This is a genomic window from Novosphingobium sp. MD-1, assembly GCF_001014975.1.
In the GTDB taxonomy this organism is placed as follows: domain Bacteria; phylum Pseudomonadota; class Alphaproteobacteria; order Sphingomonadales; family Sphingomonadaceae; genus Novosphingobium.
In genome coordinates, this window is sequence record NZ_BBXA01000027.1 from 186,756 (window position 1) to 209,793 (window position 23,038).

20 protein-coding genes are annotated in these 23,038 nt (G+C 66.1%); 17 read left to right on the forward strand and 3 right to left on the reverse strand.

Annotated elements, in window-relative coordinates; all coding sequences use genetic code 11:
- Positions 1 to 22: 22 nt before the first annotated feature.
- From NMD1_RS10645 to NMD1_RS10700, 12 genes are all read left to right on the forward strand, one after another.
- The gene (locus tag NMD1_RS10645) at positions 23 to 2,044 is read left to right on the forward strand and encodes an acetyl/propionyl/methylcrotonyl-CoA carboxylase subunit alpha (protein ID WP_124810554.1); all 2,022 of its coding nucleotides are present in this window, start codon (positions 23 to 25) and stop codon (positions 2,042 to 2,044) included.
- Positions 2,045 to 2,091: 47 nt separating this feature from the next.
- Positions 2,092 to 2,838 carry an electron transfer flavoprotein subunit beta/FixA family protein gene (locus NMD1_RS10650; RefSeq protein WP_125953194.1) on the forward strand — a complete coding sequence of 249 codons (747 nt, stop codon included), beginning with the start codon at positions 2,092 to 2,094 and terminating at the stop codon, positions 2,836 to 2,838.
- A gap of 1 nt (position 2,839) precedes the next feature.
- Entirely contained in the window at positions 2,840 to 3,772 is a 933-nt protein-coding gene (locus NMD1_RS10655) for an electron transfer flavoprotein subunit alpha/FixB family protein (RefSeq protein WP_125954731.1), read from the forward strand.
- Positions 3,773 to 3,823: 51 nt separating this feature from the next.
- Positions 3,824 to 5,023, forward strand: a complete 1,200-nt coding sequence (sucC, locus tag NMD1_RS10660) for an ADP-forming succinate--CoA ligase subunit beta (protein ID WP_124811465.1) — start codon at positions 3,824 to 3,826, stop codon at positions 5,021 to 5,023.
- Positions 5,024 to 5,026: 3 nt separating this feature from the next.
- Positions 5,027 to 5,908 (forward strand): succinate--CoA ligase subunit alpha, encoded by an 882-nt coding sequence (sucD, locus tag NMD1_RS10665; RefSeq protein ID WP_124811464.1) that lies wholly within the window; start codon positions 5,027 to 5,029, stop codon positions 5,906 to 5,908.
- Positions 5,909 to 6,308: 400 nt separating this feature from the next.
- A complete protein-coding gene (gene galU / locus NMD1_RS10670; protein WP_124811463.1) occupies positions 6,309 to 7,193 on the forward strand; it encodes a UTP--glucose-1-phosphate uridylyltransferase GalU in 885 nt (294 codons plus the stop codon).
- A gap of 105 nt (positions 7,194 to 7,298) precedes the next feature.
- A complete protein-coding gene (locus NMD1_RS10675; protein ID WP_233497520.1) occupies positions 7,299 to 8,180 on the forward strand; it encodes a glycosyltransferase family 2 protein in 882 nt (293 codons plus the stop codon).
- On the forward strand, positions 8,173 to 9,000 hold the full coding sequence (locus NMD1_RS10680) for a ChbG/HpnK family deacetylase (RefSeq protein ID WP_158453940.1): 828 nt from the start codon (positions 8,173 to 8,175) through the stop codon (positions 8,998 to 9,000). Before NMD1_RS10675 ends, NMD1_RS10680 begins: the two co-directional genes overlap by 8 nt.
- Positions 8,997 to 9,554 (forward strand): RNA polymerase sigma factor, encoded by a 558-nt coding sequence (locus NMD1_RS10685; RefSeq protein WP_255352095.1) that lies wholly within the window; start codon positions 8,997 to 8,999, stop codon positions 9,552 to 9,554. The genes NMD1_RS10680 and NMD1_RS10685 overlap by 4 nt, the downstream gene beginning before the upstream one ends.
- A complete protein-coding gene (locus NMD1_RS10690; protein ID WP_158453941.1) occupies positions 9,544 to 10,500 on the forward strand; it encodes a FecR domain-containing protein in 957 nt (318 codons plus the stop codon). The genes NMD1_RS10685 and NMD1_RS10690 overlap by 11 nt, the downstream gene beginning before the upstream one ends.
- Positions 10,501 to 10,525: 25 nt before the next feature.
- On the forward strand, positions 10,526 to 12,820 hold the full coding sequence (locus NMD1_RS10695; protein ID WP_158453942.1) for a TonB-dependent receptor: 2,295 nt from the start codon (positions 10,526 to 10,528) through the stop codon (positions 12,818 to 12,820).
- 140 nt (positions 12,821 to 12,960) lie between these two features.
- Entirely contained in the window at positions 12,961 to 14,130 is a 1,170-nt protein-coding gene (locus tag NMD1_RS10700; protein ID WP_125954735.1) for a hypothetical protein, read from the forward strand.
- 234 nt (positions 14,131 to 14,364) lie between these two features.
- Here NMD1_RS10700 and NMD1_RS10705 read toward each other — a convergent pair whose 3' ends face one another.
- Positions 14,365 to 15,627 (reverse strand): Rieske 2Fe-2S domain-containing protein, encoded by a 1,263-nt coding sequence (locus tag NMD1_RS10705; RefSeq protein ID WP_125954736.1) that lies wholly within the window; start codon positions 15,625 to 15,627, stop codon positions 14,365 to 14,367.
- Between the two features lie 115 nt (positions 15,628 to 15,742).
- On the opposite strand from NMD1_RS10705, the gene NMD1_RS10710 reads away from it, so the two are divergent.
- The 3 genes from NMD1_RS10710 to leuC all read left to right on the forward strand — a co-directional run bounded on the left by NMD1_RS10710 (position 15,743) and on the right by leuC (position 19,482).
- Positions 15,743 to 16,912: a Gfo/Idh/MocA family protein gene (locus NMD1_RS10710; RefSeq protein WP_125954737.1), complete on the forward strand. Its 1,170-nt coding sequence runs from the start codon at positions 15,743 to 15,745 to the stop codon at positions 16,910 to 16,912.
- Positions 16,909 to 17,901 (forward strand): ABC transporter substrate-binding protein, encoded by a 993-nt coding sequence (locus NMD1_RS10715; protein WP_125954738.1) that lies wholly within the window; start codon positions 16,909 to 16,911, stop codon positions 17,899 to 17,901. Before NMD1_RS10710 ends, NMD1_RS10715 begins: the two co-directional genes overlap by 4 nt.
- A 168-nt stretch (positions 17,902 to 18,069) precedes the next feature.
- Positions 18,070 to 19,482, forward strand: coding sequence for a 3-isopropylmalate dehydratase large subunit (gene leuC, locus NMD1_RS10720; protein ID WP_125954739.1), 1,413 nt, complete (start codon positions 18,070 to 18,072; stop codon positions 19,480 to 19,482).
- A 15-nt stretch (positions 19,483 to 19,497) separates the two neighbouring features.
- Here leuC and leuD read toward each other — a convergent pair whose 3' ends face one another.
- Entirely contained in the window at positions 19,498 to 20,082 is a 585-nt protein-coding gene (gene leuD, locus NMD1_RS10725; protein WP_125954740.1) for a 3-isopropylmalate dehydratase small subunit, read from the reverse strand.
- Positions 20,083 to 20,257: 175 nt separating this feature from the next.
- On the opposite strand from leuD, the gene NMD1_RS10730 reads away from it, so the two are divergent.
- Positions 20,258 to 20,764: a MarR family winged helix-turn-helix transcriptional regulator gene (locus NMD1_RS10730; RefSeq protein ID WP_124807862.1), complete on the forward strand. Its 507-nt coding sequence runs from the start codon at positions 20,258 to 20,260 to the stop codon at positions 20,762 to 20,764.
- 12 nt (positions 20,765 to 20,776) lie between these two features.
- Here NMD1_RS10730 and NMD1_RS10735 read toward each other — a convergent pair whose 3' ends face one another.
- Entirely contained in the window at positions 20,777 to 21,211 is a 435-nt protein-coding gene (locus tag NMD1_RS10735; RefSeq protein WP_125954741.1) for a MarR family winged helix-turn-helix transcriptional regulator, read from the reverse strand.
- Positions 21,212 to 21,388: 177 nt separating this feature from the next.
- Between NMD1_RS10735 and NMD1_RS10740 the strand changes: the two genes are divergently transcribed.
- Positions 21,389 to 23,023: a long-chain-fatty-acid--CoA ligase gene (locus NMD1_RS10740; protein WP_125954742.1), complete on the forward strand. Its 1,635-nt coding sequence runs from the start codon at positions 21,389 to 21,391 to the stop codon at positions 23,021 to 23,023.
- Positions 23,024 to 23,038: the final 15 nt, after the last annotated feature.

The following is a 23,038-nucleotide window of genomic DNA, read 5'->3' on the forward strand; positions in this document are numbered from 1 at the left end:
TTCCAGCGACGGAAAGATAGGCATGTTCAAAAAAATCCTCATCGCCAACCGCGGCGAAATCGCCTGCCGCGTCATCAAGACCGCGCGCCGGATGGGTATCCAGACGGTGGCCGTCTATTCGGATGCCGATGCGCGGGCGCCGTTCGTGCAGATGGCGGACGAGGCGGTGCATATCGGTCCGTCACCGGCCGCGCAGTCCTACCTGATCGCGGACAAGATCATTGCGGCGTGCAAGCAGACCGGCGCGGAAGCGGTGCATCCGGGCTATGGCTTCCTGTCCGAGCGCACCTCGTTCGCCGAGGCGCTGGCGGCGGAGAACATCGCGTTCATCGGCCCGCCGGTGGGCGCGATCGCCGCGATGGGCGACAAGATCGAATCCAAGAAGCTGGCCAAGCAGGCGGGCGTCAACGTCGTGCCCGGCTTCGTGGGCGAGATCGAGGATACCGAGCACGCGGTGCGCATCTCCGACGAGATCGGCTACCCGGTGATGATGAAGGCCTCGGCCGGCGGTGGCGGCAAGGGCATGCGCCTGGCCTACAGCGAGAAGGACGTGCGCGAGGGCTTCGAAAGCGTGAAGCGCGAGGGCCTCAATTCGTTCGGCGACGATCGCGTGTTCATCGAGAAGTTCATCCTCGATCCGCGCCACATCGAGATCCAGATCCTCGGCGACAAGCACGGCAACATCCTTTACCTCAACGAGCGGGAATGCTCGATCCAGCGCCGCCATCAGAAGGTGGTGGAGGAAGCGCCTTCGCCGTTCGTCACGCCCAGCATGCGCAAGGCGATGGGCGAACAGTGCGTCGCGCTGGCGCGCGCGGTGGGCTATTATTCGGCCGGCACCGTCGAACTGATCGTTTCGGGCGCGGACAAGACGGGCGAAAGCTTCTACTTCCTCGAAATGAACACCCGCCTGCAGGTGGAGCATCCCGTCACCGAAGCGATCACCGGCATCGATCTGGTCGAACAGATGATCCGCGTCGCCTATGGCGAGAAGCTGGCGATGACGCAGGACGACGTGAAGATCGACGGCTGGGCCATCGAGAACCGCGTCTATGCCGAAGACCCCTATCGCGGCTTCCTGCCCTCGACCGGACGCCTGGTCCGCTACAACCCGCCGCTGGCCGGCTGGACCGACGATGGCGAGGCCAACGGACGGCGCGGCGTCGATGGCGTGCGCGTGGACGACGGCGTCTATGAAGGCGGCGAAGTCTCGATGTTCTATGACCCGATGATCGCCAAGCTGATCACCTGGGGGCGGACGCGCGACGAGGCTGCGGACCGGCAGATCGCCGCGCTGGACGCCTTCGAGATCGAGGGGCTGGGCCACAACATCGATTTCGTCAGCGCGATCATGCAGCACCCGCGCTTCCGGTCGGGCGAGCTGACCACGGGCTTCATTGCCGAGGAGTATCCCGAAGGCTTCCACGGCGCGGCGACGTCGGATGCGCTGAAGCGCACGCTGGCGGGGCTGGCTGGCTTCCTCGCCACCGCACGGGCCGACCGCTCGCGTCAGATCGACGGCCAGTTGGGCGACGAACTCGATCCCCCTTCGGCGTGGGCGGTGAAGATCGCCGGTGAAACCCATGCGGTGGAAGTGGGCGGCGATACGATTACGGTCGACGGGGCCGAGATTGACCTCGCGCTCGAATACACGCCGGGCGATCGCATCATCCATGCCGAGGCCGATGGCGAGGCGCTGATCGTCAAGGTGGAGGCGAAGGCTTCGGGCCTGCGCCTGACCACGCGTGGCGCGATCCACGATGTCCAGGTCCTGCCCGGGCACATCGCACATCTGGCGCGGCACATGATCGAAAAGGTGCCGCCGGATATGTCCAAGTACCTCGTCTGCCCGATGCCGGGCCTGCTCGTGGCGCTGAACGTGGGCGAAGGCGATGCGGTGGAAGCGGGGCAGCCGCTCGCCGTGATCGAAGCGATGAAGATGGAAAACATCCTGCGTGCGGAAAAGGCTGGCAAGGTCAAGGCCGTCAATGCCAAGGCGGGCGACAGTCTGGCCGTGGACGCCATCATTCTGGAACTTGAATAAATCATCCGGGGCCGCGCCTGCCGCCCGTCGAAGAGAGGAAAGCTGCGATGAAAGCCCTGGTCTGCGTGAAGCGGGTGATTGATTACAACGTGAAGCCGCGAGTGAAGGGTGATGGGACGGGTGTTGATCTTGCGAACGTGAAGATGAGCATGAACCCGTTTGACGAGATAGCGGTTGAGGAAGCGATCCGCCTGAAGGAGAAGGGCGTGGTATCGGAGATCGTGGCGGTATCGGTGGGGCCTGCGAAGGCGCAGGAGACGCTGCGCACGGCCCTGGCGATGGGGGCGGACCGGGCGATCCTGGTGCAGTCGGACGACGAGGTGGAGCCGCTGGCGGTGGCGAAGATCGTCAAGGCGATCGCGGACGAGGAAGCGCCGGGTCTGATCATCACGGGCAAGCAGGCGATCGACGACGATTCGAACCAGGTGGGCCAGATGGTGGCGGCGCTGCTGGGCCGTCCGCAGGGCACCTTCGCCAACGAGGTGACGGTCGAGGGCGACGCCGTGGTGGTGAAGCGCGAGATCGACGGCGGTCTGGAGACGGTGCGCCTGGCGCTGCCGGCGGTGGTGACGACGGACCTGCGCCTGAACGAGCCGCGCTATGCCAGCCTGCCCAACATCATGAAGGCGAAGAGCAAGCCGCTCGCGAATAAGACGCCGGCGGATTACGGGGTGGACACGAGCCCGCGCCTGAAGACGCTGAAGGTATCGGAGCCGCCGGTGCGGTCGGCGGGGATCAAGGTGGCCGATGTGGACGCGCTGGTGGCCAAGCTCAAGGAACTGGGAGTAGCCTGAGATGACCAAGGCACTGGTATGGGTCGAACACGATGGTTCGGCGGTGAAGGATGCGACGCTGTCGGCGGTGAGCGCGGCGGCGCAGCTGGGCGAGGTGACGCTGCTGGTGGCGGGCGCGGGCGTGGACGGCGTGGCCCAGGCGGCGGCGCGGATCGCGGGCGTGGCCAAGGTGCTCACGGCCGATGACGCGAGCCTGGCCAACGCGCTGGCGGAGAACGTGGCGCCGCTGGTGGCGGGTCTGATGGCGGACTACGACGCGTTCGTGGCGCCGGCGACGACGACGGGCAAGAACGTGGCGCCGCGCGTGGCGGCGCTGCTCGACGTGATGCAGATCTCGGACATTCTCTCGGTGGAAGGGCCGAAGACGTTCACGCGGCCGATCTACGCGGGCAACGCCATTGCCACGGTGGAGAGCGGCGACGCCAAGCTGGTGATCACGGTGCGCGGCACGGCCTTTGCCAAGGCGGCGGCGGACGGCGGCAGCGCGGCCATCGAGGCGGTGGGCGGCGCGGCCGATGCCGGGACGAGCAGCTTCGTCGGTTCGGAGATCGCCAAGAGCGAGCGTCCCGAACTGACCTCGGCCAAGATCATCGTCTCGGGCGGGCGCGCGCTGAAGGACGCGGAGACGTTCGCGGCGACGATCGTGCCGCTGGCGGACAAGCTGGGCGCGGGCGTGGGCGCGAGCCGCGCGGCGGTGGACGCGGGCTATGTGCCCAACGACTACCAGGTGGGCCAGACCGGCAAGATCGTCGCCCCCGAAGTCTACATCGCCGTCGGCATCTCCGGCGCCATCCAGCACCTGGCCGGCATGAAGGATTCCAAGACCATCATCGCCATCAACAAGGACGAGGACGCCCCCATCTTCCAGGTCGCCGATATCGGCCTCGTGGGCGACCTCTTTTCCATCGTCCCGGAGTTGACGAGCAAGCTCTAAGGCCCGAGAGGGCTTCCGATTCGCAGTTTCCATTCCACCCCAGGAGGGATCATGAACGTCCACGAATACCAGGCCAAGGAGCTGTTGGCGAAGTTCGGAGTCGGCATTCCCGCCGGCATCGCCGCGCTCACGGTCGAAGAGGCCGTCGCTGCCGCCAAGCAGCTTCCCGGACCGCTGTATGTGGTCAAGGCGCAGATCCACGCCGGTGGTCGCGGCAAGGGCAAGTTCAAGGAACTGCCGGCCGATGCCAAGGGCGGTGTGCGCCTGGCCAAGAGCGTCGAGGAAGTCGAGGCTTTCGCCAAGGAAATGCTCGGCAACACGCTGGTGACCGTGCAGACCGGGGAAGCCGGCAAGCAGGTGAACCGCCTCTACGTGACCGATGGCGTGGACATCGCCAAGGAATACTACCTGTCGATGGTCGTCGACCGCGCCACCGGCCGTGTCGCCATGATCGTCTCGACCGAAGGTGGCATGGACATCGAGGAAGTCGCCCATTCGACCCCCGAGAAGATCGCCACGATCACCATCGATCCGGCGCAGGGCTTCATGCCGCACCACGGCCGCGCCGTGGGCTATGCGCTGAAGCTGACGGGCGACCTCAACAAGCAGGCCGCGAAGATCGCGCAGCAGCTTTACAACGCCTTCATGGCGCTGGACTGCGACATGCTCGAAATCAACCCGCTGGTGGAAACCAAGGACGGCAACCTGCTCGTCCTCGACACCAAGATGAGCTTTGATTCGAACGCGCTCTACCGTCACCCCGACGTTGTCGCGCTGCGCGACGAGACCGAGGAAGATCCGGCGGAAATCGAAGCCAGCAAGTACGACCTCGCCTACATCAAGCTCGATGGCAACATCGGCTGCATGGTGAACGGCGCGGGCCTTGCCATGGCGACGATGGACATCATCAAGCTGAACGGCGAGTTCCCGGCCAACTTCCTCGACGTGGGCGGCGGCGCCACCACGGAAAAGGTGACGGCGGCGTTCAAGATCATTCTCCGCGATCCCGCGGTGAAGGGCATCCTGGTGAACATCTTCGGCGGCATCATGAAGTGCGACATCATCGCCGACGGCATCGTGGCCGCAGCGAAGGAAGTGAACCTGCAGGTTCCGCTGGTCGTGCGCCTCGAAGGCACCAACGTGCAGCAGGGCAAGGACATCCTCGCCAACTCGGGTCTCCCCATCGTTCCCGCCAACGACCTTGGCGATGCCGCGCAGAAGATCGTGGCAGAAGTCCGGAAGGTTTCCTGAACCATGAGCATTCTCGTCAACAAGAACACCAAGGTCATCACCCAGGGGATGACCGGCAAGACCGGCGCGTTCCACACCCAGGCGGCGCTGGACTACGGCACGCAGATGGTTGCGGGCGTGACCCCGGGCAAGGGCGGCACCACCCACATCGGCCTGCCGCAGTATGATACCGTGGCCGAGGCGAAGGCCGCCACCGGCGCCACCGCTTCGTGCATCTATGTGCCGCCTCCGGGCGCGGCCGACGCCATTCTCGAGGCGATCGACGCGCAGATGGAACTGATCGTCTGCATCACCGAAGGCATCCCGGTGCTCGACATGGTGCGCGTGAAGCGCGCGCTTTCGGGCAGCAAGTCGCGCCTTATCGGCCCGAACTGCCCCGGCGTGCTGACGCCGGACGAATGCAAGATCGGCATCATGCCCGGCTCCATCTTCAAGAAGGGTTCGGTCGGCGTGGTCTCGCGCTCGGGCACGCTGACCTATGAGGCGGTGTTCCAGACCTCGAACATCGGCCTGGGCCAGACCACCGCGGTCGGCATCGGCGGTGACCCGGTCAACGGCACCAACTTCATCGATGTGCTGGAACTGTTCCTGGCGGACGAAGACACCAAGTCGATCATCATGATCGGCGAAATCGGCGGCGACGCCGAGGAGCAGGCCGCGCAGTTCCTGATCGACGAGGCCAAGAAGGGCCGCAAGAAGCCGATGGCCGGCTTCATCGCGGGCCGCTCGGCGCCTCCGGGACGCCGCATGGGCCACGCCGGCGCGATCGTGTCGGGCGGCAAGGGCGATGCGGAAAGCAAGATCGCGGCAATGGAAGCGGCGGGCATCCGCGTGTCCCCCTCGCCCAGCCTGCTGGGCGAAACGCTGGCCGAAGCGCTCAAGTAAGGCGCTCTATCCCTGGGGCTGGCGCAAGCCGGGCAGGGCGGGATTGCTATGGAAACGGGAAAGGGAGCCTTGCGGCTCCCTTTTTCGTTCCGGCGGGCGGTAACGCTATGTCAAAGCTTCTTCTGCGATAGGCGGCGAACGGAATATCGCAGCGCTTTCAGCCGGCTAAGAAAAGACGTTTCATTTTATTGCAATGCAACATTCGTTGTGCCTTATGTCACGGCCGTGTCGCATAAGCAGGGTGTAGCGGAGCCATTCCGCGTCTGGTGCCCCTGGTGGAACCGGCGGGCGCAAAGCCTTGGCGCAGCAAGCGCGGGGTGTACAAAAGAGTGCGGGTCGTATGGCAATGTCGGGCCAATTCCGGGTGATGCCCCGGCCATAACGCTATCGAGGAGTGAGCATGAAGGGTTCGACCGAACGCAAGCCGATCCGCAAGGCGGTGTTTCCCGTCGCGGGGCTGGGCACGCGGTTCTTGCCGGCGACCAAGGCGATCCCGAAGGAAATGCTGCCGATCATCGACCGGCCCCTGATCCAGTACGCGGTCGACGAGGCGCGCGAAGCTGGCATCGAGCAGATGATTTTCGTGACCGGGCGCGGCAAGACCTCGATCGTCGAGCACTTTGATACCGCGTTCGAACTCGAACGCACGATGGCCGATCGCGGCAAGAATCTCGAAGTGCTGGAACCCACGCGCATCCCGCCGGGCAATCTGGTCACGGTGCGGCAGCAGGTGCCGATGGGGCTGGGCCATGCGGTGTGGTGCGCGCGCGCGATCGTGGGCGACGAACCGTTCGCGATCTTCCTGCCCGATGAACTGATGATCGGCGCGCCGGGCTGCATGAAGCAGATGGTCGATGCCTATCATGAAGTGGGCGGCAACCTCATCAGCGTGCTGGAAGTGCCGGAAGAGGAAGTTTCGAGCTATGGCGTAATCGCGCCGGGCGCGCGCCAGGGCACGCTGACCGAGGTCAAGGGACTGGTCGAGAAACCGAAGCGCGAGGATGCGCCGTCGAACCTCATCATCTCGGGGCGCTATATCCTCCAGCCGGAAGTGATGCGCACGCTGGAAGGGCAGGAAAAGGGCGCGGGTGGCGAGATTCAGCTGACCGACGCCATGGCGGCCATGATCGGGCAACAACCGTTCCATGCCGTAACCTTCGCCGGCCGCCGCTTCGATTGCGGCAGCAAGACCGGCTTCGTCGAGGCCACGCTGGCGCTGTCGCTGGAACGGCCCGACATGGCGGACGAGGTGCGCGCCGTCGCCCGGAGGCTGCTGGGGCTTTGACCCCGGCCCCTTCGTTGTTGGCGCCCATCTGACCGAATTTTGAAAGCGCGGGAGGCGGGAATGGCCTCCCGCTGTCGTCTCATGCACGGACGGGGAGTTCTGTGCATGAGAGACGCGACGGGCATCACGGCAGGCATGAACGCATCGGGCGATCCCGCTGCGATGGGCGGCATTTCGCAAGGGCCGGGCGGCATCCACGCCTGGCACGCCGAGCGCTGGACCGTGATCGTGCCGTTCTTCAACGAACGCGCACATCTGCCATCCTGCATCGCCAGCCTGGCACGGCAGGACGTTCCGTTTCACCTGGTGCTGGTGGATAACGCCTCGACCGATGGCAGCGGGGCGGTGGCGCTGGCGGCGTGCGCGGCGGCGGGGGTATCGGCAGAATTGCTGGTCGAACAGGAGCCCGGCAAGGTTGCCGCGCTGCGGACCGGCCTCGCGGTGGCGGGCACCGAATTCGTCGCCACGTGCGATGCCGATACGCTCTATCCGCCCGACTATCTTGCGCGCGCCGCCAGTCTGCTGGACCGGGGCGCGGTCGCTGCTGTCGCGGCCACGCAACCGCCCGGCGCTTCGCGCTGGCAACGGCGGTTCGCGGGATGGAAGCTGGAGTTGACGTCGAAGCTGCTGCCGCAGCAGTGCCTGAACGGCGGCGCGGGGCAGGTGTTCCGCACGTCGGCACTGCGGGCGGTGGGCGGCTTCGACCCGCAGATCTGGAACTGGGTGCTGGAAGATCACGAGATCATGGCACGGATCGAGCAGCAGGGCCGCATCGCCTATCACCGGCACTTCGAATGCGCGCCGCTCGAGCGGTCCGGCTCCGGCCCGGCACCGGGATGGCGCTTCCACGAACGCATCCTGTACCATTGCTCGCGCGCGGCGAATCGCAAGGCGTTCTTCCACGCATACCTTGCCGCAAAGCTGCGCGCGCGTGCCCTCAGCAGTGAGAGGTTGAGACGCCATGAAAGCCAGCTGTCCCATGCCTGAGCGCTTCATCCTGTGCGCCGACGATTTCGCGCTCTCGCGCGGGATCAGCGAAACGATCGCCTCGCTGGCGGCATCGGGCAGCATCAACGCCGTCAGTTGCATGGTGCCCTTCGCGAACTGGGAGAAGGATGCACCCCTGCTGGTGGAGGCCGCGCGCGTGCGCGATCCGCGCCATGGGCCGCTGCACGTGGGGCTGCACCTTACGCTTTCCAGCGAGCGCCCGATCACGCGGATGTCCTGCACCGATGCCGATGGCCGCTTGCCGGGCGCGGATGCGCTGATGGTGATGGCGCACCGGCGCAAGCTGGACCTGACGGAATTCCGTGCGGAAATCGACGCGCAGATCGCGGCCTTCGTGGCCGTGCGGGGCGCGGCGCCGGATTTCGTCGACGCGCACCAGCATGTCCATGTCTATCCGGGCCTGCGCGAAGTGGTGGTCGATGCCGTGCTGGAACATGCGCCGCACGCCTGGGTGCGCAACCCCGGTGACCGGCTGGGGGCGATGAGCCGCCGGCCGTTCATCGACAAGGCGATCGGATCGAGCCTCCACGCGGCCGGTTTCCGCCGGCTGCTGTCCCGGCGCGGCGTGGCGAGCAACCGCAGCTTTGGCGGGCATTACGACTTCACCACCGACTATGCCGCGCTTTTGCCGCGCTTTTTTGCCGCGCCTTCGGATATGCATGTGGTCATGTGTCATCCCGGTGCCGGCCATCTCGATGGCGATACGATCGCGGACGCGCGCATTCGCGAAGCCAGCGTGCTGGCCGCCGCGGCGCTGCCCGAACGGCTGGCCCGGATAGAGCGGGTGGTGCCTCTGTGAGTGAAGCCGGGCTGGAGCGCGTATTCATGGAACAGCGTCCGATGATCCTGCGATTGCTGTCTGCCCGTCTCGGTAACCGGGACGAGGCGGAGGAGACCGCGCAGGAGCTTTGGCTGCGGCTTCAGGATGCGCGTCCCGGCCCGATTTCCGATCCGGCCGCCTACTTGTTCCGCATGGCCTGCAACCTGGCCACCGACCGCCGCATCGCCGCGGGCCGCCGCGGTGCGCGCGAAAAGGCGTGGCAGGCGGTGCAGCCCGAAAGCGGGGAGTATCCGGACGCCGAACGCGGTCTGATCGCGCGCGGCGAGTTGCAACGGGTCGGAAGCCTGCTGGATGCGATGCCCGAGCGGATGCGCGACGCGCTGGTGATGTTCCGCCTGGAACAAAGGCCGCAAAAGGCGATCGCGCAAGAGTTGGGGATGAGCCTGTCGGGTGTCGAGAAACTGCTGGGAAGGGCTTACCGCCAGTTGGTGGCCGGTCTTGCCGATCCCGTGATGGAACCTGCCGCGCAAGGGGAGCGCGGCCAGCATGAGGTTGATTGCCATGAGCGCTGAAACGCACGAGGCCCAGGGCGGGGCAATGGAGGCGGCGATTGCGTGGCATGTGCAGATGCCCGCGATGGACGCCGCGCGCTGGGCGGATCTGGTCGCCTGGCTGGAAGCCGCACCGGAGCATCAGGCCGCGTTCGACCGCGTGGCGGCGGCGGATCGGTTGCTGGCCGAAGCGCCGGTTCTGCGCCAACGGTCTGGCGAAAAGGTACCGGCGCCGCCGATGCGGGTGAGACGCGGATGGTGGCGCGCGGGCGCTGGAGTGGTGCTGGCGGCCTCGCTGGCCGGCGTGGCGCTATGGACGGTTTTGCCGCGTGATCGCCAGCCGACGACCTTCGCCACGGCCGCCGGCAAGATGCAGACCGTGCGCCTCGCTGAAGGCACCGCGATCGTGCTCAATGGCGATACGCGGCTGGCCCGGGGGGATGGTGAACGCTCTGTCCGGCTGGATGGTGGCGAAGCGCTGTTCGCGGTCCGCCATCGCGCCGATGCTCCTTTCACGGTGGAGGCGGGCCGCTACCGCATTGTCGATGTCGGAACCGTGTTCAACGTCCGGCGCGATGCCGGGCGGCTGATGGTTTCGGTCAGCGAAGGCAGCGTCATGGTCGATCCGGATGGCGCCCGCCTCGCCCTCCACGCTGGCGAGGGTTTGACGATCGACGAAGCAAGCGGTCTTGCCACGCGGTGGAAGGCGGCGTCGGTCGGTGGCTGGCGCAACGGCGAACTGGATTTCGATCGGGCGACGCTGGCCGATGTGGTTGCCGCCTTCCATCGCCGGAATGGAGCGGAAATCCGGCTGGAGGGCGGGTTGTCGGCCCTCCCGTTTACTGGCAATGTCAGGCTTTCGGGTGAGACAGCGCGCGACGTTGAACATCTCGCGCGTCTGGTCGGAGTTGATTGCCGTCGTGAAGGCGAAATCTGGGTGCTTTCGCCGTCCAAGGTTCGTAGCTAGCGCCCTGCTGGCGCTGGGCTGCTGCTTGCCGCTCACGCCGGTTTTCGCCGCCGATCGTGCCGCCATTTCCTTGCCGGCCGGATCGCTTTCCGTCGCCCTGCGTCACTTGGCCGAAAGCACCGGCAGCGAGATTGTTTCGGTCGATCCCGCGGTGGCGGCGGTGCGCGTGCCGGCGCTCAGGGTAGGGTCTGATCCCGCGCGCGCGTTGGCGCAACTGCTCAAGGGAACCGGCTATCGCGCGGTCAGGATCGGTGCGCGTGGTTTCCGGATCGAACGGGCGCCGCTTGCGCGCGTGCGTCCGCGCGCGGCGCCTGCCAGTTTCTCTCCCCCGGCCACGGTATTGCAGCCACCGATCGTGGTGGTGGGAGGCAAGTTTCCCACACCGATCATGCTCTATCCGGGAAGCGTGGGGCGGATGCCCGGCGAAGAAAGCTCCCGACTGGGCGACCCGTCCTCGCTGGACAGCATGGCGCGTGCGCAACCTATCCTGCAGACCACGGCTTTCGGGGAAGGGCGCAACAAGATCTTCATCCGTGGCATTGCCGACAGCAGCTTCAACAGTTGGACGCAGCCCACGACGAGCATCTACTTCGGCGACGCGCTGTTGGGCTTTGGTAGCCCCACGCCCAACCTCAAGCTGCATGATATCGCATCGGTGGAAGTGCTGGAGGGACCGCAAGGCACGCTCTATGGCTCCGGCTCGATTGGCGGCGTCATCCGCATCATGCCGAACGCGGTCGATCTCGATCGCTATGCGGGATCGGTCACGGGAGGTGTCAGTGTTTCCCCGGATGCCACCACGGGCTGGGATGGCTCGGCCATGCTCAACCTGCCCCTGCTCCGTTCGGAAGCGGGCGTGCGGCTGGTGGCCTACCGCGAACGGGATGGCGGCTACATCGATGTGCCGGGGCTGGGGCACAACCGCAACGTGGTCGATGTGGCGGGAGGGCGCGGCGCGCTGGCGGCCCGGCTGGGCGATGGCTTTCGCGTCGAGGCCAGCGGGCTGTACCAGCGCACCGATGCGCGGGATGCTCCTTATGCCGATGCATCCGGCGCGCTTTCGCATCGGGCGGCAATCGCGCAGCCCTATTCCAGCGAATTGGGGCTTGGCCGCCTCTATGTGGAATACAGCGCACCGAACGGGATGCGGCTGACATCCACCGCCAGCCTTGGGGCGCGGTCGGCGCTCGATACATTTGACGCCACCACCCCGGGCTCCCCCCGGCGCGCGTATCAGACACAGCGGTCGACCCGCACGTTTTCTTCGGAAACGCGCTTGTCGGGGCCGCTTGATCGGCCGGTTACGTGGGTGCTGGGGCTTGCCTATGAACGGGTGCGCGATGGCCAGTCGCGCTCGCTTGGTATGCCCGAGGCGCCGCCCGAACTGGACGAGCTGACCAATGTTACCCGCAGCGGATCGTTGTTCGGACAGGTGACCTTCCCCTTGCTGGGCGCGATCAAGGCGACGCTGGGCGCGCGTGCCACCACCGCGCGCACCGACAGCGAACCATCGCGCGGCGGCGTTTCCTCACCGATCAAGGGCAAAGGCGCCTCGCGTATCGACCCCACGGTGGCGCTGCTCTGGCCGGTCCTGCACGACCTTTCGCTTTTTGCCCGGTTTCAGACCAGCTACCGCAACGGCGGCGTTTCCGTGGCGCGCGGGGTCGGCAAGGTGTCGGAGTTCCAGGCAGATTCGATCGTGATGGGGGAGGTGGGGCTTCGCCGTTCGCGATCAGGGCCGACCGGGCTCTCGTTCTCCGCTGCGGCATCCTATGCCCGGTGGCAGAACGTCCTGGCCGAACTGGTGAGCGCGAAGGGGTTGCCCTATACCACCAACGTTGGCGACGCGAAGATCTTCGCGCTGGAAGCGACCGGAAACTGGGTGATCGTGCCGGGGCTGGAAGCGGAAAGCTCGGTGTTCTTCACCTCGAACCGCACGACTGGCGCGCTGCCCGCCCAGTCCGTCGGCCGCGACCGGCGGTTGCCGGATACGCCACCGTTTTCAGCCGCCGCCAGCCTGCGTTACGGCTGGAGACGTGGCATCACCACCTATCGGGCTGGATTCGACATGCGCTACGTCGGGCGATCGGTGCTCGGGCCGGGGGCCTTGTTCGATGTCTCGCAGGGCAATTATGCCGTGGCTGACCTCCATGCCGGGCTGCGCCGGGGGCCGGTCGATTTCTCCGTGGCGGCGACCAACCTCTTCAATACCCGCGCCAGCCGCTTCGCGCTGGGCAACCCCCTGCTGCTGTACAGGCGCGATCAGTCGGTGCCCGTGGAGCCGCTGACCGTGCGGTTCGGCGTGTCGGTGGCCTGGTAGGGGCGAAGCCGTGAAGGCGTTGGCTTTCGCGCCGTGCGGATTACCGCCATCGTGGCGCCATCTCCGGAAATTAACCGCAATTCTTCGCGGCTCCTCAATCGCTATTCCCCATGATTTCCCCGACACTTGGGGGATTTACCGTGCGCTCTACCATCGTGGCGGCGTGTGCCGCGTTCGCTGTTCTTCTGCCGGCCGCCGCCTCGGCGGAACCTGTGTTGCAGCCGATCCAGATCGGCGCGGAAACGCTGCGTTTCGACCAGGGCGTGCCGACGCTCGATCTGCAACGGCAGCAAGGCAGCGTCCAGATCCGGCCGCTGCCACTGGATCACGGCAGCCCGGCCTTCAGTGTCGCGGTGTTCAACGCTAGCCCGCGTTCGGCGAATTTCGGGATCGAGAACCTGACCGTGCAGGCCGGCGACAAGCCGGTCAGCGTATTCTCCGTCGACCAGCTTGTCAGAAAAGCGAAGTCCCGCGCGCGGTGGACGCAGATCGGCATCGCCATGCTGGGTGGAATCGCCGCCGGCGTGGCAGCGAGTCAGACCGATACTTATCACGGCTACATCCGCACGCCACGCGGGTCCTATGTCAGTTCCTACAGTGGCCCCAGCGCATTCGGGCAGCTTCAGGCAACTGCGCTCACCGCCGGCGCCGCGCATGGCATCGCGGCCGTACAATACAATCTGGACCGGACGCGTGATGTCCTGGGCGATTCGATCGTGCAGACCACCACGCTCTATCCCCAGCAGAGCTATGCCGGAAAGATCGTGCTCGAGAAGATTCCGCTGGATGAGCGGCCCGTGCGGATTTCCATCGTGGTGATGTGGAACGGCGAACAATATCCATTCGCTTTCCAGTTCGCCAAGGCGGGAACCGCTGCGCCCGTGTTCCATGCCGTCGATTCGGCACCTGCCCAAGCATCCGCAGAACCTTCCATGGCGGCGGCCGCCTACCCGGCCCGTCAGCCCCGGCCCGCACCCGCACCCGCAACGGGCGGCGCCCGTTCGCAGGACATCAACGCGTTAATCACCAAGACCGCTCTCTACATGGAACGCCCCACCGAATTGGATGACGGCACCGTCATTTCGGAATTTGCCGTATCCGGAAGCGAGCTGCGTCTGACGGCCGCGCTGCCAAAGGGCATGGCCGAATTTTCCGATGGCACCCGCATGTCCGCAAGCCGGGCCATCTGCGGACGCCGCGCGTTCGTTCCGCTGTTGCAAGGCGGCGCCACGATACGGGCGACCTATTCTGCCAGCAGCAAGCGGCGCGCCGAAGAAATCATCGTGACATCGAGCGATTGCGTCAGTTGAGGTGTCGGGGCGGGAATATGGTGGGCGGTGACGGGCTCGAACAAATTATTTAACATGCGGAAATAAAATCGTTTTTAGACAGCTGCTTTTGAGTGGGCCCCCACATCGGCCCACCCTAAAATTGTTGAAATGCGAAGGCGAAACAGAGGGCTCACATTTCCGCCGAGGCTGGCCAGCGGCCCAGATTTGTGGCCGTTGCTGATCTGATGCCGGCGCGCCGCGCCTTGACCTCGGTCAGGGCATGACGGGTTCGGGTGGCTGCGCAAGCCGCCAGTCGTTGCCATGCCGGACCATGCCTTCAAAGGTGAAGAGATCGCTGTTGCGATAGCCACGCGCGGGCGGTTCGGCATCGGCGTTCATGGCCAGGCCGAGCATGACCTTGCGGAATTCGAAGATGGCCCGGTCGCTCGATCCCAGCCTGTCGTGGCTGCGGTCAGCGATCGGCCCCATCGATTCCCACATCGCCATGTCCTGCGTGGGGATGCCCTTGATGCCGGTGAAATCCCCGGCCTTCATCGCCGCGCGATCCTGCAGGTAGCCGTTCTGCGCGTTCCGGAACTTGCGGAAGGTGACCGGATCGACGTCCACCCCGGGCACCGCGTCGCAGAACCGGCGCCAGTCTTCGGACGAGATGCCTTTCGTCTCGTGCCAGGCGATCCAGTAGAACATGCAGTTCACGTCATCGATCGGCACCAGCATCTGCGCCAGCTTGTAGCGGTCGGTCGGCGGGATCATCACGGTGAACGGCGCGACGAACAGCGTGGTGCGGACGTAGTCCTGCTGGTCGGGGTCGTGGATCGGCGTGCGGATCGCGGCATAGCGGAAGCCGAACGGCGCGCGCTCCACCTGCAGGCGTGGGGACTTGTCGGCCGAAGGGCGCAGCCACTGCCTGGCGGTGGCGGTCGATCCGCTGACGTCGGTTGCGGTCGGCATGTTGGAGGAATGCAGGCTGCTGCTGTGCGCGGAATCGATCGATCCTTCCAGCACTTGCGCCCAGTTGCATTCGGCGTGGATCTTCACGATGGCGATCCGGTCGTCCGGTGCCTTGGTCCACACCGGCGCGTCGAACGGCGCGGGGTTCTCCGGATCGCCCATCCAGGCCCAGACGAACCCGCCGGCCTCGCGCGCGGGATAGGCGCGTGTGCGTACCGCCGTGCGCAGGCGCGCATCGGCCGGCTCGGAAGCCATGTCGGTGACCTTGCCGTCCACGTCGAACTTCCAGCCGTGGTAGAGGCAGCGCAGCCCGCATTCCTCGTTGCGGCCATAGACCAGCGAGGCGCGCCGGTGCGGGCAGCGCTCGTCGAGCACGCCAATGCGCCCTTCGGTATCGCGGAACACCACCATGTCCTCGCCCAGCAGGCGGGCGCGGCGCGGGGTGCCGTCCGGCTCGGCCACTTCCTCGCTCATGCAGACCGGCATCCAGTGGCGGCGCATGACCTTGCCCATCGGCGCGTCGCCCTCGACGCGGCAGAGCAGGTCGTTCTGTTGTGGAGTCATGGCAATTCCCGGCAGGCATTGAGGCGCGCGGCGGCGCGAAAGGAGATATACTTTTAATACTAAGTAATTTGCAATTCAAGAGCGTGCCGGATATGATCCGCGCCGGGAGAGCGGCATGGGCTTGCGGGTGGCGGTGATAGGGTTGGGGCGCGGCGCGGTGTTGACCGTGCCAGCACTGGCCGCGCAGGCGCGGATCGAGCTGGTGGCCGGCTGCGATCCCGACCCGGCGGCGCGGGCGGGGTTTGCCGCTCGCCACGGCGTGCCAGCCTGCGAGACGGTCGAGGCGCTGCTGGCGAATGCCGATTTCGATGCCGCCTATATCGCCTCGCCGCACGAGTTCCACGCCGCGCATACCCTCGCGATGGCTGGTGCGGGAAAGCACGTGCTGGTGGAAAAGCCCATGGCGGTGACGCTGGCCGAAGCCGCGTTAATGATCCGCGCGGCCGAAACCGCCGGCACCATGCTGATGGTCGGGCCGAGCCATGGCTATGATCCCCCCGTGGAGGCGGCGGCGGCGCTGGTAGCGTCCGGCGCGGTGGGGGGCGTCAGGCTGATCCATGCCTTCAACTACACGGATTTTCTCTATCGTCCCCGGCGCCCGGCCGAGCTGGATACCGCGCGGGGCGGCGGCGTGATTCTCAGCCAGGCGACGCACCAGATCGACATGGTGCGGCGGATCGCGGCCAGCCCGGTCACGTCCGTGCGGGCGTGGACGGGCGGCTGGGACGCGCGCGCGACGGAGGGGGCGTTCACTGCGCTGCTGTTCTTCGCCAATGGCGCGGTCGCGAACCTGACCTATTCGGGCTATGCGCGGTATGACAGCGATGCGCTGGCCGGCTGGGTGGGCGAAATGGGCGGCGCGAAAAGCCCGGCGGCGCACGGGCAGGCGCGCGCGCTGCTGGCGGCGATCGACGAGCGGCAGGCCAAGGCTGCCCGCACGTTCGCGGCGGGCGCGGTATCGTCAGGCGCGTCGAAACATCACGAGCGGTTCGGCTCGGTGTTGATAACCTGCGAACAGGCCGACCTTGCCCTGACGCCATCAGGCCTCGACATCCACGCCGACGACGGCGTGCGCCGCGTGGCGGTTCCCTTGCCATCCATCCCGCGCGCCGGCGTGGCCGAAGCGTTCGCACACGCCGTGCTGGATGGCTGGCCGGTGCCGTTCGATGGCCGCTGGGGGCTGGAAAGCCTGGCGATATGCCACGCCATTCTCCTGTCCGCGCGCGAGGGCAGGGATGTCACGCCGTCCGAACTTTTTCCGAAAGTATCTGAAAGAACGTTATGAGCCGTCTATCGATCTCGCTCGCCTGCTGGAATTACGATCGTACCCAGGCGCTGGCCGACGGCACGATCCGCCCCGATGGTATCGATCTGAACATGCAGACGCTGGATGTGGAAGAGACGTTCTTCCGCATGCTGCGGCACCGCGAATTCGATGCGGCGGAAATGTCGCTCTCGTCCTATTGCGTGTCGCTCGCCCGGCCCGATCCGGGGTTCGTGGCGATCCCGGTGTTCCCGTCGCGCCTGTTCCGGCACAGTTGCATCTTCGTCTCGGCGAAAAGCGGGATCGAGCGCCCGGAGGACTTGGTGGGCAAGCGCATCGGCGTGCCGGAATACCAGATGACCGCGCCGGTGTGGATTCGCGGCATCCTGGCGGACGAGTACGGCGTCGATCCCGCCAGCGTCACCTATCACACCGGGGGCGAGGAGCAGCCGGGGCGCGACGAGAAGCTGAAGCTCGATCTGCCGGAGCGCTTCCATCTGCGGCCGATCGGTCCCGGCCAGACGCTGTCGCGGATGCTGGCCGATGGCGAGATCGACGCGCTGCACACCGCGCGCACGCCCAGCACGTTCTACAGCGAGCCGGACAAGGTCCGCCGCCTGTTTCCCGATTTCGTGCCGTTGGAGCAGGACTATTACCGCCGCACCGGCATTTTCCCGATCATGCACGTGATCGCGATCCGGCGGGACGTGTACGAAAAGAACCGCTGGATCGCGCGGTCGTTGCAAACGGCGTTCGAGGCGGCACAGGCGAAAGTCTATGAGGAACTGCTGGTCACCGCCTCGCTCAAGACGATGCTGCCCTGGCAGATCGCGGCGGTCGAGGAAGCGCTGGCCCTGCTGGGGCGCGACTGGTGGCCCTATGGCTTCAAGGCCAACCGTGCCGTGATCGATACGTTCCTGCGCTATCACCACGAACAGGGCCTTTCGCCGCGCCGGTTGCAGCCGGAGGACCTGTTTGCGGAGGAATGCTTCGAAGCCTTCCGGATATGAAAAGTCGTGCCCTCGTGTGGCGTCGTCATCCGAAACGGACTTGTCCCGGTTTGCCGGCATTCCTATAAAGTTAGTAATCGAAGTATTTTAGCCGTTCCATGCGGGCGTTTCGGGGAGCTTGCGTTTGCGTATTGGAATCAGGGCTATGCGGCGGATTGGTGACATCCGATGACCAGTGCGCGCACGCTCTATGACAAGATATGGGACGCGCACGCGGTTGCGGCGGACGACGGCGATACGCTGCTCTACGTCGATCTGCACCTGCTGCACGAGGTCACTTCGCCCCAGGCCTTTGCCGGATTGCGCCGGGAAGGGCGGGCGGTGCGCCGGCCGGAGCGGGCGCTGGCGCTGTCCGATCACAACGTGCCGACCGAAGGGCAGTCCGCCGGGGTTGCCGCCGTCACCGACGTGCAGGCGCGCGCGCAGCTTGCGGCGCTGGCGGAAAACGCGGGAAGGCATGGAATCGAGCAGTTCCCGATGGGCGATCCGCGCAACGGCATCGTCCATGTGGTTGCGCCCGAACAGGGCCGCTCGCAGCCTGGCATGACGATCGTCTGCGGAGACAGCCATACCTCCACGCACGGCGCGTTCGGCGCGCTGGCGTTCGGCATCGGGACGTCCGAGGTCGAGCACGTGCTGGCGACCCAGACCGTGCGCCAGCGCCGATCGCGCAACATGCGGATCACGATCGATGGCCGGCTTGCCCCTGATGTCCAGGCAAAGGACATGGTGCTGTTCCTGCTCTCGCGGCTGGGGGTGGACGCGGCGTCCGGCCATGTCATCGAATATGCTGGGCCGGCCGTGCGCGCGCTGTCGATGGAAGGGCGCATGACGCTGTGCAACCTCAGCATCGAGATGGGCGCCCGGGCCGGTCTGGTCGCGCCCGACGAGACGACGTTCGCCTATCTGCACGGGCGGCCGGCGGCTCCGACAGGCGCCACCTGGGACGCGGCGTTGGCGCGCTGGCGCGCCCTAGCGAGCGACGCGGAAGCGCGGTTCGATCGCGAGATACGGTTCGACGCGGCGGAGATCAGGCCGATGGTCAGCTGGGGCACCAACCCCGCGCAGACCGTGGCGGTCGATGGGCACGTGCCCGATCCGGCGGGAATGGGCTCGCCGGCGGACGCGGCGGCTGCTGCCCGCGCGCTGGCCTATATGGACCTCGCGCCGGGCCAGCCGATCCGGGGTCTGCGCCTGGACCGCGTGTTCATCGGCAGCTGCACCAACAGCCGGATCGAGGACTTGCGTATGGTCGCCGCGATCGTGCGCGGCCGCAAGGTTGCTCCGCATGTGCGGGCGATGGTCGTCCCCGGCTCCGGGCTGGTCAAGCGGCAGGCCGAGGCCGAAGGGCTGGACGCGATCCTGCGCGAAGCCGGCTTCGACTGGCGCGAACCGGGCTGCTCGATGTGCGTGGGCATGAACGCGGACCGGTTGCAGGCCGGCGAACGGTGCGGCGCCACCTCGAACCGCAATTTCGAGAACCGGCAGGGCAGGGGCGGCCGCACCCACCTGATGAGCCCGGCCACCGCCGCCGCCAGTGCCATTGCCGGCTGCATTACCGATCCCGCAAGCCTGTCGTAGCAGCGGGGGGCGGGGTCAGGCGCCCGCTTCGAACCGGGTGATCGCGCGTTCGTGCCGCAGCGTGCGGGCAATGTCGTCCAGCCCTTCCAGCAGGGTGCGGCGGTCGTCCGGATCGACGTCGAACGGGATTGTCTCGCCCGAGGCCAGCGTGATCCGCTGTTCGCCAAGATCGACGGTGACCGGCGCGAGTTGCGACAGCGCGATCTCTTCGCGCAGGCGTTCGCAGGTGCTTTCCGGCAGGCGGATCAGCAGCAGCCCGTTCTTGCGCGCGTTGCCGGCGAAGATATCGCCGAAGCTGGGAGCGATCACGCAGCGGATGCCGAAATCGGTAAGCGCCCAGACGGCATGTTCGCGCGAGGAGCCGCAGCCGAAGTTGCTGCCGCCGACGATGATGCGCGCCTTGCGCCCTTCGCCGCGGTTGAGGATGAAGTCCGGCCGCTCGGCACCGTCGGGGCTGTAGCGCAGCTCGCGGAACAGATGGGTGCCCAGCCCGGCCCGGTCGAGCGCCTTCATGTAGCGCGCCGGGATGATCATGTCGGTATCGAGGTTGGCGAGAGGCAGCGGGATGGCAACGGCGGTCAGCCGGTCGAACTTTTCCATGGAGCCTTCCAGATAATTAGTATGCTAATTATAAGGCGAGGCGCGCATTGTCCATGGATAATGCGGCAGTGAAGCATTGCGGCGGGATTCCTGCCCCCTTAAGGACAGGCGTTCGCCGGAGTGCGTGCAACCCTGCAGGCTTGGGCTTTCGGGTTTGGCGAAGAGGAAGACGGCATTGGCCAGGAAGAACCAGACCTATCGGTATCCCGCGGAACATTACACCGTGCCGGAAAACAGCATCGGCTATCTGGCGCGCATCGTGTTCCGTTCGTTTTCGCGCCTGCTCGAGCGCAAAACGTTGATGCACGATGTTTCGGCAGGTCAGTGGCGGTTCCTGCGCCAGCTGTGGCGTGAGGACGGCATCACCCAGCGCGAGTTGAGCGAGCGCGTGGGCATGCGTGAGCCGACCACGGTGGTGGCCTTGAAGGGGTTGGAGAAAGCCGGATTCATCACCCGCAAGAAGACCGCAGACGATCGCCGCAAGACCTTCATCCACCTGACGCCGCACGCCAAGGAACTGGAACTGATCCTCGCGCCGATGAACGCGGAAGTGCATGACGTGGCGACGCGCGGGATGACCGACGAGGAAGTGGAAACGCTGCGCGCGCTGATGCGCCGGGTGATCGACAATCTGGCCGAGGAAACCTCCAAGCTTTCGGTCCTGACGGACGTGAAGGCCTGACCCGCGCGGCGATCAGCCCCCGTTTGCGACGTTGCTTCCCCAATCGGCCTCAAGCGCGGCCAGCATGTTCTCGAACCGGTCCTGGCCCAGCGCGCCGGCAATCTGTTCGGAAAGCGCATCCATAGCCTGTTGCGCGTCCTGCCGCATACGCTTGCCGGTTTCGGTGAGCGACACGACCATGTGGCGGCGATCATCGGGATCGGGCTCCAGCGTGACGATGCCCAGATCGATCATCTGGCTCAGCGTGCGGTGAATCGCCTGCCGGGAAATGCCCAGGTTGCGGGCTATGTCGGAAGGGCGCACGATCCCGCTGACGATATTGGTCATGACCATCGATTGCGGGCGATTGACGTCTGGCCAGCCGCGTTCGTGAAGGCGCGCCTGAAGACCTTCATCGAGCCAGCAAAAGCGCTGGAACAGGGCGATGATAAGCTGGTTCGTGAGCATGGAGAGTGGTGGAAATCCCGATATTTCGCCACCTCGATGGCGCCGCCACGCTAGAAGAACGATTTCGTCGAGGCAAGGCGCGGCGCTGTTGCATTTGCAATGTCCTTAGGATACTAACTTTCTTGCGCGGCGGCTGATCGTCTTCGCGCGAACGATAGGGGGAGAGGTCGAGCCGGCATGGACGGGCTGATGCAGAATGTGCCGCTGACGGTGGATCGCATCATCGATCACGCGGCGGCCTGGCACGGCGCGCGCGAGGTGGTGTCGCGCGATGCCGATGGGCATGTCAGCCGATCCAGCTATGCCGCGATCCATGCTGATGCGCGCCGCGTGTCGAACGCGCTGGCAGCGGCCGGGATCGCGCCGGGCGATCGCATCGCGACGATGGGCTGGAACAGCGGCCGCCACCTTGCCGCCTGGTATGGTGCGGCCGGGATGGGGGTGGTCCTGCATACGCTCAATCCCCGGCTGTTCCTGGAACAGATCGCCTATATCGCCAACCATGCGGGCGACCGGCTGCTGATCGCCGATCCGTCCACCGCCGATCTGGTGGCGCAACTGCTGCCGCAGGTGCCGTCGATCGAGCGGGTGATCTTCTTCTGCGATGGCCCATCGTTGCCGCACACCGACTATCCGGCCATCGCCTTCGATGACTGGATCACGGACGAGCCGGCCGAATTCGCGTGGGGCGGGTTCGACGAAAACGCGGCCTGCGGCCTTTGCTACACCTCGGGCACCACCGGCAACCCCAAGGGCGTGCTCTATTCGCACCGGTCGAACTACCTTCACGCCCTGATGACGCTGCAGCGCGACGCGCTGGCGCTGTCAGCGCGCGATACCGTGTTGCTGGTGGTGCCGATGTACCACGCCAACGCCTGGGGCGTGGTCTATTCCGCCCCGGCCGTGGGGGCGAAGCTGGTCCTGCCCGGGCAGCGGATGGACGGCGAATCCATCTACAACCTGATCGAACAGGAAGGCGTGACCTATTCCGCCGCCGTGCCCACGGTATGGCAGATGCTGCTGCAATACGTGCAGGAGAACGGCAAGCGGTTCACCACGCTGGAACGCGTGACGATCGGCGGCTCGGCCTGCCCGGAATCGATCATCCGCACCTTCCGCGACGAATACGGCGTCGACGTGATCCAGGGCTGGGGCATGACCGAAACCTCCCCGCTCGGCACGGTTTCGGTGCCCAACGCCGTGGTCGCGGCGCAACCGGCGGACGAACAGATGGCCTACAAGCTCAAGCAGGGCCGCCTGCTGTGCGGGCTGGAGATGAAGCTGGTGGACGATGCCGGCGTCCGCCTGCCGCACGATGGCCGCACCCCGGGCCGACTGATGGTGAAGGGGCCGACGATCGCGTCCGCGTACTTCGGGGGCGAGGGCGGGGATGTGCTGGACGCGGAGGGCTTCTTCGACACCGGCGATGTCGCCACGATCGACGGCGAAGGCTACATGCACATCACCGATCGCGCCAAGGATGTGGTGAAATCCGGGGGCGAATGGATCAGTTCGATCGAGATCGAGAACATCGCCATGGGGCATCCGGCGGTCGCCAACGCGGCGGTGGTGGGCATCGCCCATCCCAAGTGGGACGAACGGCCCATCCTGCTGTGCCAGCTCCTGCCCGGTGCCCGCGCCGACGGGGACGATCTGCGCGCCTGGCTCGACGGGCGCATCGCGCGCTGGTGGATGCCGGACGATGTGCTGTTCGTGGACGAGATACCGCTCGGCCCCACTGGCAAGATCGACAAGAAGGCGATCCGCGCCGGCCTGACTGGCTATACCCTGCCGTTCGAGGTCACACGCTGAACGCGCTGCACAACA

What these genes read in the sequence shown, in the direction of transcription:
- NMD1_RS10645 (WP_124810554.1), top strand. Translation starts at nt 23, where the DNA reads ATGTTCAAAAAAATCCTCATCGCCAACCGCGGCGAAATCGCCTGCCGC.
- NMD1_RS10650 (WP_125953194.1), top strand. Translation starts at nt 2,092, where the DNA reads ATGAAAGCCCTGGTCTGCGTGAAGCGGGTGATTGATTACAACGTGAAG.
- NMD1_RS10655 (WP_125954731.1), top strand. Translation starts at nt 2,840, where the DNA reads ATGACCAAGGCACTGGTATGGGTCGAACACGATGGTTCGGCGGTGAAG.
- sucC (WP_124811465.1), top strand. Translation starts at nt 3,824, where the DNA reads ATGAACGTCCACGAATACCAGGCCAAGGAGCTGTTGGCGAAGTTCGGA.
- sucD (WP_124811464.1), top strand. Translation starts at nt 5,027, where the DNA reads ATGAGCATTCTCGTCAACAAGAACACCAAGGTCATCACCCAGGGGATG.
- galU (WP_124811463.1), top strand. Translation starts at nt 6,309, where the DNA reads ATGAAGGGTTCGACCGAACGCAAGCCGATCCGCAAGGCGGTGTTTCCC.
- NMD1_RS10675 (WP_233497520.1), top strand. Translation starts at nt 7,299, where the DNA reads ATGAGAGACGCGACGGGCATCACGGCAGGCATGAACGCATCGGGCGAT.
- NMD1_RS10680 (WP_158453940.1), top strand. Translation starts at nt 8,173, where the DNA reads ATGCCTGAGCGCTTCATCCTGTGCGCCGACGATTTCGCGCTCTCGCGC.
- NMD1_RS10690 (WP_158453941.1), top strand. Translation starts at nt 9,544, where the DNA reads ATGAGCGCTGAAACGCACGAGGCCCAGGGCGGGGCAATGGAGGCGGCG.
- NMD1_RS10705 (WP_125954736.1), bottom strand. Translation starts at nt 15,627, where the DNA reads ATGACTCCACAACAGAACGACCTGCTCTGCCGCGTCGAGGGCGACGCG.
- NMD1_RS10710 (WP_125954737.1), top strand. Translation starts at nt 15,743, where the DNA reads ATGGGCTTGCGGGTGGCGGTGATAGGGTTGGGGCGCGGCGCGGTGTTG.
- NMD1_RS10715 (WP_125954738.1), top strand. Translation starts at nt 16,909, where the DNA reads ATGAGCCGTCTATCGATCTCGCTCGCCTGCTGGAATTACGATCGTACC.
- leuC (WP_125954739.1), top strand. Translation starts at nt 18,070, where the DNA reads ATGACCAGTGCGCGCACGCTCTATGACAAGATATGGGACGCGCACGCG.
- leuD (WP_125954740.1), bottom strand. Translation starts at nt 20,082, where the DNA reads ATGGAAAAGTTCGACCGGCTGACCGCCGTTGCCATCCCGCTGCCTCTC.
- NMD1_RS10735 (WP_125954741.1), bottom strand. Translation starts at nt 21,211, where the DNA reads ATGCTCACGAACCAGCTTATCATCGCCCTGTTCCAGCGCTTTTGCTGG.
- NMD1_RS10740 (WP_125954742.1), top strand. Translation starts at nt 21,389, where the DNA reads ATGGACGGGCTGATGCAGAATGTGCCGCTGACGGTGGATCGCATCATC.